This is a genomic window from Grimontia sp. AD028 (assembly GCF_000973155.1).
GTDB classification, from domain to species: Bacteria; Pseudomonadota; Gammaproteobacteria; order Enterobacterales; family Vibrionaceae; genus Enterovibrio; species Enterovibrio indicus.
This window is the reverse complement of the sequence record NZ_LASY01000166.1, coordinates 1-12174: the sequence shown is the minus strand read 5'-3', so window position 1 is coordinate 12174 and position 12174 is coordinate 1. Positions and strand designations below refer to the sequence as shown.

Sequence of the window (12174 nt, the reverse complement as noted above, 5' to 3'; positions counted from 1 at the left end):
ATAGAACCACTATTCCTCGCAAAATTTGCCTCGAATTGAACGCATTGATGACCTCTGAATGCGAGCATCTTCAGGTCGTTTGGGTATAGAGACAGTGCTCAAGGGAAAGGAAAGAAATAAAAAACGGAGCACTAAGCTCCGTTTCATTAGATATGGGAATTTGGCTTATTTACGACGCCAAGTGGTGCCTGCTGCGCCGTCTTCCAGAACGATACCCATTGCGGTCAAAGCATCACGCGCAGCATCCGCTGCCGCCCAGTCTTTGCTTGCGCGTGCATCGTTACGCGCTTTGATCAGAGCTTCAATTTCCGCCACTTCATCATCGCCACCCGCGTTGCCTTGCAGGAAGGCTTCTGGGTCTTGCTCCAACAGGCCAAGCACTTCAGCCAGTTCACGCATACGCGCTGCCAGTTTCGAGGCTGCTTCCACATCTTCCGCTTTCAGGCGATTGATTTCGCGCGCCATGTCGAACAGTACTGAATACGCTTCTGGCGTGTTGAAATCGTCGTCCATTGCTGCTTTGAAACGCTCAGTGAACTCTTCACCACCTTCCGCAGTGACTGAAAGATCAAGGCCACGCAGTGACGTATACAGACGTTCCATCGACGCACGTGCTTGTTTCAGGTTCTCTTCGCTGTAGTTCAGCTGGCTGCGGTAGTGACCAGACATCAGGAAGTAGCGGACGGTTTCCGCATCGTAGTGCGCCAGCACATCACGGATAGTGAAGAAGTTACCCAGAGACTTGGACATCTTCTCGCGGTCAACCATCACCATGCCGCTATGCATCCAGGTATTTACGTACTGGGTGTCATGTGCACAGCAAGATTGCGCGATTTCATTCTCGTGGTGCGGGAATGTCAGATCTGAACCACCGCCGTGGATATCAAAATGATTACCCAGAATGGCAGAGTTCATTGCAGAACATTCGATATGCCAGCCCGGACGACCTGGCCCCCAAGGAGATTCCCATGTTGGTTCACCCGGCTTCGACATTTTCCACAGTACGAAATCCAGTGGGCTTTTCTTCGCTTCTTCCACGTCAACACGTGCACCCGCCTGAAGCTGGTCCAGGTCCTGACGTGACAGCTTGCCGTACTCGTCAAACTTCGCCACTTCGAACAGCACGTCGCCGTTAGAAGCAACATAAGCGAAACCACGCTCAATCAAACGCTCCACCAGCGTAATGATTTCAGCAATAAATTGCGTTGCGCGAGGCTCAACGTCTGGACGCTTCATGTTCAGCGCATCAAAGTCAGCATACATTTCACCGATCAGACGCTCAGTCAGTGAATCACAGCTTTCTCCGTTTTCAGCGGCTCGCTTGATGATCTTGTCATCGATGTCTGTGATGTTACGAACGAACTTCAGGTCATAACCCAAGAAGCGCAGGTAACGTGATACCACGTCGAATGAAACGAAGGTGCGGCCATGGCCGATGTGACACAAATCGTAAATGGTAACCCCACACACATACATGCCAACCTTGCCAGGATGGATAGGTTTGAATTCTTCTTTTTTCTTGGTGAGGGAGTTGTAAATCTTCAACATGGTAGTCGGGTTACCCATTACAAATATTAAATGATAAGAGGAATGGCATATTACACCTTTTCCTCCGAGTTTAGGCAAGGGTGAACAGAGGCGCGCATACAATTAAAGCATGCAGGCGCTATGCTGAGTCATAAGGCTGATTTTTCTGGTGTGATCAGTTGAATGTCACGACCACTAGGATAGAATCAAACGTTCAAAGCTAAACGCGAATTTATAGGAACAAATCATGGTTACGCTTCATACCAACTTTGGTGACATCAAAATCCAACTGAACAGCGAAAAAGCGCCAGTGACTGCAGAAAACTTCCTGCAATACTGCCGTGACGGTTTTTACAACGGCACTCTGTTCCACCGTGTCATCGACGGTTTCATGATTCAAGGCGGCGGCATGGCTTCTGGCATGCAAGAAAAAGAAACCAACGCACCGATTAAAAACGAAGCTAACAACGGCCTGAGCAACAAAGTAGGTACCATTGCAATGGCACGTACTATGGAACCGCATTCAGCGAGCTCTCAGTTCTTCATCAACGTTAACAACAACACCTTCCTGGACTTCAAATCTGAAACGCCAGACGGTTGGGGTTACTGTGTATTCGGTGAAGTGGTTGAAGGTATGGACGTGGTTAACAAGATCAAAGACGTTGCTACCGGTAACTGGGGTTACGTTCACCAGGACGTGCCTGTAGAAGAAGTGCTGATCGAAAGCGTGACTATCGAAGAATAAGGCACTGAGGGGCAGCAATGACTTGCTGCCCTTATATTATCTATGACCGTATTATTTATCTCTGATCTCCATCTCAGCCCTACCCATCCTGAAATTACCCAGTGCTTTTTGCGTTTCCTGAAAGAGGACGCCCCAAAGGCAAGTGCACTTTATGTGTTGGGCGACCTGTTTGAGTCCTGGATTGGTGACGACGACGGAACCCCGCTTCAAATTGAAGTGGCAGATGCTTTTAAAGCACTCAGCGATCTGGGTATCCCCATCTATTTCATTCATGGAAACCGCGATTTTTTGGTCGGCAAACGGTTTGCAAAAGCGTCGGGCATGACTCTGCTGCCTGAACACCATGTGATCGATTTATTCGGTAAGCCCACGCTCATCATGCATGGCGACACATTGTGTATTCAGGACGAAGGGTATCAGCGCTACCGTAAAAAAGTGCACAACCCGCTGATCCAGTGGCTCTTCTTTAGATTACCGCTTTCCGTCAGGCGCCGTATCGGCGAAAAGATCCGGGCGGGTAGCACCAAAAGCAACATGGAAAAGTCAGAAGACATCATGGATGTCGACCAATCTGAGGTGTTGCATGTAATGAAAGACAGTGGCGTGACGCAACTCATTCATGGTCACACTCACAGACCGGATATTCATGACATTCGCATTGGAAATGATCCGGCTCAACGAATCGTACTCGGTGATTGGTACACTCAAGGCTCTGTTTTGGTCTGTACCGAAGAAGGCTGCACGCTGCAAACCCGCGCGTTTTAAATGCTCGATGAAAATCACGACGAGCTGACCGAATGGTCAAGATGAGAAAAGCATGAGTTTTCTCATTAATTTCCGTCGCGAAATATCAGCCATTATTAGCACTCTCGAATATGAGACCTATTATACAATTAATTTCGTAATCCTCTTTAAGGAAACGTTGGCATTCTATGCGTTCAAACATTGCACGGCAGGCGATCTATAACTCAGAGCAAAAAGTCATTGCTTATGAGTTGTTGTTTCGCGAAGGCTGCTGTGATTCTTTTCCTTGTATCGAATCTGACATCGCCACTGACAGTGTGCTGAATGATTTATTCTGCGAGACAACCGGCGGCGTCACGCGTGTTTCTGATGGCCTCCCCTGCTTCGTTAACTTCTGTTACGACAGCCTTATTCAAGGCAAAGCACTTAACTATCCAGCTCAAGAATTGGTTATTGAGGTGCTTGAAGATTGTGTGGCGGACGCTGAGCTTTACAAAGCACTGGAAGACCTGAAGTCCCACGGCTATCAAATCGCGTTTGATGATTTTGTTCCGTCGTCCGACTGGCTCCCTTTCCTTCGATTGGCGGATTGCGTGAAAATCGACTTCCGGGCACAGACCCTGACTCAGATTTCCCAGTTTGTCAGCAAATACCGAAAGCGATTTGAATTTAAACTGCTGGCTGAAAAGATAGAGACTGACGAGGAATATCACGCAGCGCTTGAAATGGGCTTCGACCTGTTTCAGGGTTATCAGCTAAGTAAACCTGAGCGCATTTTCTTTTCAAACGTCGCTTAACGTTCAATCAGTACTCCACATGAAAAAAGGAACCGTTCGGTTCCTTTTTTCTTTCAGGCAAATTGCCATTATTTCATTGTTGGCATAATAAAATCGGCGTTCGCCCTGAGCCCGGTTGGCCATCGCGCGGTGATCGCCTTGCGTCTAGTGTAGAAGCGCACACCATCAGGACCGTGCACATGAAGCGAACCAAACAGTGAACGCTTCCAGCCGCCAAAACTGTGGAATGCCATTGGCACAGGGATGGGCACATTCACGCCAACCATACCTACCTGAATTTCATGACAGAACTGACGCGCTGCATCGCCATTTTGGGTAAAGATGGCCGTACCGTTGCCAAATTCATGATCATTAATCAGTTTCACCGCCGTCGCATAATCCGGCACGCGAACCACAGACAGAACCGGACCAAAAATTTCGTCGCGATAGATAGTCATTTCTGGTGTGACATTATCGAACAAGCAACCACCCAGGAAGTAGCCATCTCCACCTTCAGCCTGAACACCACGGCCATCAACAAGCAAGTCAGCGCCTTCTTCAACACCTTTCGCCACATAGCCTTCCACTTTGCTTAGGTGTTCTTTCGTTACCAAAGGCCCCATTTCCATGCCTTCAATCACGCCATTACCAACACGAAGTTCTTTCACTTTTGGCGTCAGCTTTTCAATCAGGGCATCTGCAACATTGCCTACCGCAACCGCTACAGAAATCGCCATACAGCGCTCACCGGCAGAGCCGTAAGCCGCGCCCATCAAGGCCGCAACCGCTTGATCCAGATCCGCATCAGGCATCACCACCATGTGGTTTTTCGCGCCGCCCAATGCCTGAACACGCTTACCGTGCGCTGATGCCGTGCTGTAGATGTATTCAGCAATCGGAGTCGAACCCACAAAGCTGACTGCCTGCACATCTGGGTGAGTCAGCAATACATCTACGGCTTCTTTGTCCCCATTGACCACGTTGAAAACGCCATCCGGCAAACCCGCTTCAGTGAGTAACTCTGCGATACGCAGCGTTGAGCTTGGGTCTTTTTCCGACGGCTTCATCACGAAGGTGTTACCACAGGCAATCGCGATCGGGAACATCCACATCGGCACCATCACCGGGAAGTTAAACGGCGAAATACCTGCCACCACACCCAAAGGCTGGTTGAGTGACCAGGCATCAATGCCCGAGCCAATTTGCTCTGTCATCTCGCCTTTCAATAAATGAGGAATACCGCAGGCAAACTCGACGACTTCCAGACCACGGGTTAACTCTCCTTTGGCATCATCCAGCACCTTTCCGTGCTCTTTGGTAATGAGCGCCGCGAGCTCGTCGATGTTTTCTTCCACCAACGCCTTGAACTTAAACATCACACGGGCACGGCGAAGTGGCGACATTTCGGACCATGCAGGAAAAGCGGCTTTGGCAGAAGCAATTGCAGCTTCGGTTTCGGCAACTGATGCCAAAGAGACTTCGCCACTTTGCTCGCCGGTCGCAGGGTTAAACAGCGCTTGCTTGCGCTCGCTTTCGGCTGTGTATTTGCCATCAATGTAGTGCGTTACAGACATATCCTTATATCCCCTTAAAGTTAAATCGCTTGCTTGATGGCGCGTTCCAGCGTGCTGACCATCTGATCGATGTGTTTCGATTCCATAATAAGTGGCGGCGACATGGCGATGATGTCGCCCGAAGCGCGCACTAACACACCGTCGTAGAAACAGCGTGTAAAGATGTCATAACCGCGTTTACCGGCGCCCTCACTGCTAGGTGCAAACTGAATGCCGGCAATCAAGCCTGTGTTTCGAACATCAATCACATTTGGCAAATTATCGAGCGAATGCAGTGCCTCTTCCCATTCAGTTTCAAATTGCCTTGCACGCTCGAACAGATTCTCGTCACGGTAAATATCAAGCGTTGCCAGCGCTGCTGCTGCCGCAACCGGGTGACCGGAATAGGTATAACCGTGGAAAAGCTCGATCGTGTCCTCCGGCGCTGCATTCATGCAGGCTTCGTAAATACGATCACTCACCATTACCGCACCCATTGGGATCGCGCCATTGGTCAAGGCTTTCGCGGTAGTAATAATGTCTGGCGTAACATCCCAGCGCTGCGATGCAAAGGCATCACCCACACGGCCGAAGCCCGTGATCACTTCATCGAAGATCAACAGAATGTCGTGTTTGGCCGTGATTTCACGAAGACGTTTTAGATAACCTTTTGGCGGAAGAATAACCCCACCCGATCCTGACATTGGCTCAACCATCACCGCTGCGATATTTTCAGCGCCGTGCAGGGCAATCAGCTGTTCCAGCACCTCAGCACGTTCGATACCGTGCTCTGGCAAACCTTTCGAGAAGGCATTGCGTTCTATGTCCAAAGTATGTGGAAGATGAGCAACACTTGGCAGCAACTGACTGTTAAACGCTTTGCGGTTATTCACCATACCGCCCACAGAAATACCGCCAAAACCTGTGCCGTGATAGCCCTGCTCGCGACCAATAAACATGGTGCGATTGGCATGACCACGGGCCCGCTGATAGGCAAGCGCAATTTTCAACGCTGTATCGGCAGATTCAGAACCCGAGTTGGTGAAGAACACGCGATTCAAATCGGCAGGAGCCAATTCTGCTAAACGCTCAGCGAGTTCAAATGGGAGAGGATGCCCCATCTGGAAGGTTGGCGCATAGTCGAGTTCTTTGATTTGTTTACTTACAGCATCAGTGATTTGATCACGGCTATGACCCGCGTTGCAGCACCACAACCCGGCCGTCGAATCCAGCACTGAATTCCCCTCAACGTCGGTGTAATACATGCCTTCTGCTTTTGCGAGTAAACGTGGCGTGGTTTTGTACTGACGGTTTGCGGTGAAAGGCATCCAGAAGTTGTCCAGACGTGCTCCTTCACTCTGTGATTTGTTCACTGCCATAGTCAGGGTTCCTTGCTTGCTTCCGTTGTTAACAAGATGTTGCCTAGCGGCCAATATTTGCAATACTATGTCAAATATAACGAACAGTAAACGGCCTATGTTCAATATCTAAAGAATAAATCGCACCAATTGTAAAATATTTTGAAATGGTGCACAGTGGCCATATTCATCGCACATAACAGGGAAAAGGGGCTGCTATGACTTCGCACAAGTCTCGTCAAGACTGGGATGCACTCGCACAATCTATAACAATCAAAGGACAGGCATTCATCGATGGTGAATACCGCGATGCGGTTTCTGGAGAGACCTTTGCCTGCATCAGTCCGGTTGATGGTCGTGTGCTGGCCGATGTTGCCAGTTGCGATCTTGCTGACGCTAACCTCGCTGTCAGCAATGCCCGTGCAACGTTTGAGTCTGGTGTATGGGCTCACCTTCCTCCTGCAGAGCGTAAGAAAATCGTGATCCGTTTTGCGGAATTAATAGAAGAAAACGGCGATGAACTGGCGCTCCTTGAAACGCTGGATATGGGCAAACCTATCCGCTATTCCAAAGCCGTTGATGTGAACGGTGCCGCCCGAGCTATTCGTTGGTCAGGCGAAGCGGTCGACAAGATTTATGACGAACTCGCCCCCACGCCGCACAATGAAATCGGCATGGTCACCCGCGAGCCTGTGGGCGTTGTGGCCGCTATCGTGCCCTGGAACTTCCCTATGCTGATGGCCTGTTGGAAGCTTGGCCCTGCCCTCGCCTCTGGCAACTCTGTCGTACTTAAACCTTCAGAAAAATCACCACTCACCGCCATCCGTCTTGGCGAACTTGCCATTGAGGCAGGTATGCCAAAAGGCGTGCTAAATGTGCTGCCTGGCTTTGGGCACACGGTGGGCAAAGCGCTCGCACTGCATATGGATGTTGATACTCTGGTGTTCACGGGCTCCACCAAAATCGCCAAACAACTGATGATTTACGCTGGCGAATCAAATATGAAGCGTGTCTGGCTGGAGGCTGGCGGTAAGAGCCCGAATATCGTCTTTGCTGATGCGCCAGATTTAGATGCCGCAGCCTCTGCTGCTGCCTCTGCCATTGCGTTCAACCAAGGCGAAGTCTGTACCGCTGGCTCGCGCTTGTTGGTGGAAGCGTCTATCAAAGATACCTTTATCGAAAAAGTTGTCGAAAACCTGAAAGGCTGGCAACCAGGGCATCCGCTAGACCCAGACACTCAGGTCGGTGCCGTGGTTGACCAACAACAGCTTGATACCGTGCTGACGTACATCGACAAGGGCGCACAAGGCGGCGCCAAGATGGTGTGTGGTGGTCAACGTGTGATGGCAGAAACCGGCGGTTTATTTGTCGAGCCCACAGTGTTCGATAATGTGAACAATGATATGGCGATTGCCCGTGAAGAGATATTCGGCCCTGTCTTGTCGGTGATCACCTTCGACACTCCTGAACAAGCAGTCGCCATTGCCAACGATACCGATTATGGCCTTGCCTCTGCGGTATGGACATCTGACATCAGCAAAGCACACAAAACCGCAAAAGCGCTGCGAACTGGGATGGTATGGATTAACCATTATGATGGCGGCGACATGACTGCGCCATTTGGTGGCTACAAGCAATCCGGTAATGGCCGCGATAAATCACTCCACGCGTTCGAGAAATACACGGAAGTGAAAGCCACCTGGATTGCGCTTTGATCTGACTAACACCTTAACTTGAACAAAAAAGACCGGCTCATCGAGCCGGTCTTTTATATTTACCGATACCGTATTACTTATCTTTCAGTTCGGTAGTGATAACAATCTTGCCTTCCAGCGTTTTGTGTACCGGACACTTATCGGCAATTTCCAGTAAACGCTGACGCTCGTCATCTGTTAGGTCACCAAACAGTTCAATTTCGCGGGACATGACCTCGACCTTCGCGTTGTTTTCATCACAGTGCTCGCAATCCTCACCGTGCTGACGACTGTGCGACAAGGTCACTTTTACATCATCCAACGGCAGCTTCTTGCGGTTAGCGTACATACGCAGCGTCATGGAGGTACACGCACCCAATCCAGCCAACACATGTTCGTAAGGGTCAGGTCCTAGATTGTCGCCACTGTAATCGACAGGTTCATCGGCAAACCACTGATGATGGTCTGTTTGGATGGTACGGGTAAACTGTTTGTTATGCTCATGCACCAGAACCTCACCACGTTTCACGCCTTCTTCAGCCTCTTTGACTGGCGCCGCCCTGTCTATGTAACGGTGAGACCAGGCCGCGATAAGCTCAGCCACATACTGAGCATCGTTTTTGTTGGTCAGCAAGTGATCGGCAGAATCCAGCGTCACAAAGCTCTTAGGATGCTTAGCGCGGGTGTAGATTTTCTCGGCTTCTTTAATCAGCACGATGTTATCGATTGGGGAATGCATCACCAGCAGCGGTACACGCAGGTTTTCGATATCGTCATTGTCGGCGCGGATATCATCAAGGAACTGTTTCTTGATAGTAAAAGGACGACCTGCCAAAGAAAGCTCTGCTTCACCTTCGGCCTCAATTTGTTCCACATGAGCAGCAAACTGCTTGGACACATGCTCAGCATCTGCTGGCGCGCCAATGGTCGCCACCGCTGAGACTTCTGGAATGCGATGTGCCGCCGACAGCACCGCACGACCACCCAGACTGTGGCCAATCAGCAGCAGTGGCGCTTCGTAGTTATCGCGCAGGAAATCTGCCGCTGCGACCAAATCATCAACGTTGGAAGAAAAGTTGGTATTGGCAAAATCACCGTCACTGCCGCCCAGCCCCGTAAAGTCAAAGCGAAAGACCGCAAAGCCGATGTTCACTAAAGCGCGTGAAATACGGGAAGCCGCCGCCACATCTTTTCCGCAGGTAAAGCAATGTGCAAACAAGGCATAGCCTCTCGCGTTTTGCTCTGGCGTCTCTAACATTCCAGCAAGTTCTAGCCCATTGCTTTGAAAGGTTACCTTGCTTCTTTTTGCTGCCATTTCCGTCTCCCGGTTATTTGATTCGCGTTATTTAGCTCACGCTAACACTCATAGACATGACCGGAACAGGGCATAAAAGATAACAAAGCGCCTCAGGCTTAAGCTTGAGACGCTTTAAACGGATGATTTAAGTATGAGGTTTATTGCAGTGCTTCTTTCAAGCGGTGATAAGTCATGCCGATCGCCAATAAGGGCGAGCGCAACAATGGTCCTCCTGGGAACGTCATGTGCTTCACCTTGGCGAACACATCAAAGCGCTCGGCAGTCCCTGAGATCGCTTCTGCAATGACTTTGCCTGCCATGTGGGTGGCATTCACACCATGGCCGGAATATGCCTGTGCATAGAAAATATTCGGGGCATCCGGCAGTCGGCCAATTTGAGGTAAACGGTTCGCACCAATCCCAATCATTCCGCCCCATTCGAAATCGATACCCACGCCTTTCAGCTGCGGGAAAACCCGCTCAAGATTTGGCAACAGGGCTGCGGTGATGTCTTTTGGATCTTTTCCGGAATAGGTACATAGCCCACCAAACAGTAAGCGGTTGTCACCGGAGAGATGATAGTAATCAAGGGCGATGCTGAGATCGGCAAACGCCATGTTCTTCGGAATGGTGCTGGCGACCTGTTCGTCAGTGAGCGGTTCAGTGGCGATGATGTAACTGCCTGCTGGAAGCACCTTCCCACCTATATAAGGCTCCAGTTTGTGGCCGATATACGCGTTACCTGCCAGTAGCAGATAGTTGCAAGTTACTTGCCCTTGCGCCGTTTTCACGATGGGCTTTTGGCCCTTGATGATTTCCGTCGCAGCACTGTCTTCGAAAAGCTGGACGCCCAGACCAGCAGCAGCTGCCGCTTCACCTGTCACCAGGTTCAGAGGATGTAAATGGCCACTGCCCATATCCAACATGCCGCCGATGTAACGGTCAGACCCAATAACTTCCGCAAGATCTGCTTTTTCGAGCATGCGGATTTCATGGGGATACTGGTTTACGCTCAGATCATCAAAATCTTCCTGAAGCTCTTTCATGTGAGAGGGTTTCATCGCCAGATCGCAATATCCCATGGCGAGATCGCAATCAATACTGAACGCTTCCACGCGATCTTTAACGATCTGCACTGCTTCCAAACCCATCTGACTGATGGCGGCGACACCTTCTTTACCTATTTGATTAGTGAACTGCTCAATGCCATGACCAATACCACGGATCAATTCGCCACCATTGCGGCCTGACGCACCCCATCCAATCTTGTTGGCTTCAAGCACAGCCACGGAATAACCACGTTGAGCCAGCTCAATCGCACTGTTTATGCCGCTGAATCCACCACCAACAATACACACATCCACACTGATTGATTCCGTCAAAGCAGGATAACGCTGCGGGTATTTCGCAGTGGCTGCGTAATAAGAAGAGGTATGGGGAAGATTCGATGGTGTATGCGCCATGCCTTACATCCTTTGTAAAATATAATTAACAAAGACTACCGTATTTTCCTTCGGGGGGTGAAGCAAAAATTGTACGGTGTGGTCAGGTTATCACTATCAGCTCAAGATACTTAACAAAGCTAAAGCCGCCTTATAAAGGCCGAGCTGTAAGTGACCACCGAGAAAAGATGTTGATCAATAAGGTGCATAATACATTGCAAATTTGTGGTTTATATTTTTTACATAATGACGAAGTCATCACAAAACACTTGATTACTCGCCTTATGGAAGTAGGATCGCTTGTTCAAAATCTATTACAGTGACTGAAGCTAACTAACAAAACCCAGTCAAAGCAGGGAGAATCGAACATTGGACATTGGTGCAAACCTTAAAGCCGTTAGAAAAAGTCGCGGACTATCGCAACGCGAACTCGCTAAACGCGCAGGCGTAACCAACAGTACCATCTCGATGATTGAGAAAAACAGCGTCAGTCCTTCTGTCAGTTCGCTGAAGAAAGTTTTGTCTGGTATTCCCATGTCTTTGGTTGAGTTCTTCTCTGCCGATATTGGACAAACAGAGTCAGCGCCTGTCATCTATCGCCAACAGGATCTACTCGAAATCGGCGATGACTCCGTATCAATGAAGCTTATAGGCAAAGAGTTCCCAAACCGAGCTATCTCTGTGCTTTCCGAAACCTATCCACCAGGTGCGCATTCCGGTGAGGAGATGCTGCAGCATGAAGGCGAAGAAGCGGGTTTGGTTGTGGAAGGCAAGCTCGAACTGACCGTCGGTGACGATATTTTCGTTCTGGAAGTCGGCGACAGCTATTACTTTGACAGTAACCGCCCGCACCGTTTTGCCAACCCATTCGATGCCACTTGCCGTCTGTTTAGCGCAACAACGCCAGCGAATTTCTAAGCCATCAACCAAGTTGAAAGAACGCCCGGAAAAACGAACCGGGCGTTTTTGTTTTCCCGTTATACCAATCACAGTAGGTAGCTGATCAGAAATGGCGCAGGAAAAATGCTCGAGAACAAG

10 protein-coding genes are annotated in these 12174 nt (G+C 49.8%); 5 read left to right on the top strand and 5 right to left on the bottom strand.

The genetic code is table 11. The annotated features are described in order from the left end of the window. Positions 1-165: 165 nt before the first annotated feature. Positions 166-1548, bottom strand: a complete 1383-nt coding sequence (gene cysS / locus RN22_RS23725; protein WP_046308379.1) for a cysteine--tRNA ligase — start codon at positions 1546-1548, stop codon at positions 166-168. A 226-nt stretch (positions 1549-1774) separates the two neighbouring features. On the opposite strand from cysS, the gene RN22_RS23720 reads away from it, so the two are divergent. From RN22_RS23720 to RN22_RS23710, 3 genes are all read left to right on the top strand, one after another. Beyond that, positions 1775-2272 carry a peptidylprolyl isomerase gene (locus RN22_RS23720; protein WP_002542184.1) on the top strand — a complete coding sequence of 166 codons (498 nt, stop codon included), beginning with the start codon at positions 1775-1777 and terminating at the stop codon, positions 2270-2272. A 42-nt stretch (positions 2273-2314) separates the two neighbouring features. Beyond that, positions 2315-3037 (top strand): UDP-2,3-diacylglucosamine diphosphatase, encoded by a 723-nt coding sequence (lpxH, locus tag RN22_RS23715; protein WP_046308377.1) that lies wholly within the window; start codon positions 2315-2317, stop codon positions 3035-3037. A 167-nt stretch (positions 3038-3204) separates the two neighbouring features. Then, positions 3205-3813: an EAL and HDOD domain-containing protein gene (locus RN22_RS23710; RefSeq protein ID WP_046308375.1), complete on the top strand. Its 609-nt coding sequence runs from the start codon at positions 3205-3207 to the stop codon at positions 3811-3813. A gap of 68 nt (positions 3814-3881) precedes the next feature. Here RN22_RS23710 and RN22_RS23705 read toward each other — a convergent pair whose 3' ends face one another. Next, positions 3882-5366, bottom strand: coding sequence for a CoA-acylating methylmalonate-semialdehyde dehydrogenase (locus RN22_RS23705; RefSeq protein WP_046308373.1), 1485 nt, complete (start codon positions 5364-5366; stop codon positions 3882-3884). A gap of 20 nt (positions 5367-5386) precedes the next feature. After that, positions 5387-6724: an aspartate aminotransferase family protein gene (locus RN22_RS23700; protein WP_046308371.1), complete on the bottom strand. Its 1338-nt coding sequence runs from the start codon at positions 6722-6724 to the stop codon at positions 5387-5389. Positions 6725-6921: 197 nt separating this feature from the next. Between RN22_RS23700 and RN22_RS23695 the strand changes: the two genes are divergently transcribed. Beyond that, positions 6922-8418, top strand: a complete 1497-nt coding sequence (locus RN22_RS23695) for an aldehyde dehydrogenase (protein ID WP_046308369.1) — start codon at positions 6922-6924, stop codon at positions 8416-8418. Positions 8419-8491: 73 nt separating this feature from the next. On the opposite strand, the gene RN22_RS23690 is transcribed toward RN22_RS23695, so the two are convergent. Together RN22_RS23690 and RN22_RS23685 are read right to left on the bottom strand one after the other, a co-directional pair. After that, on the bottom strand, positions 8492-9712 hold the full coding sequence (locus tag RN22_RS23690; protein ID WP_046308367.1) for a bifunctional alpha/beta hydrolase/OsmC family protein: 1221 nt from the start codon (positions 9710-9712) through the stop codon (positions 8492-8494). A gap of 140 nt (positions 9713-9852) precedes the next feature. Continuing rightward, positions 9853-11157, bottom strand: coding sequence for an FAD-binding oxidoreductase (locus RN22_RS23685; protein WP_046308364.1), 1305 nt, complete (start codon positions 11155-11157; stop codon positions 9853-9855). 348 nt (positions 11158-11505) lie between these two features. Between RN22_RS23685 and RN22_RS23680 the strand changes: the two genes are divergently transcribed. After that, positions 11506-12054: a cupin domain-containing protein gene (locus RN22_RS23680; RefSeq protein ID WP_002542174.1), complete on the top strand. Its 549-nt coding sequence runs from the start codon at positions 11506-11508 to the stop codon at positions 12052-12054. Positions 12055-12174: the final 120 nt, after the last annotated feature.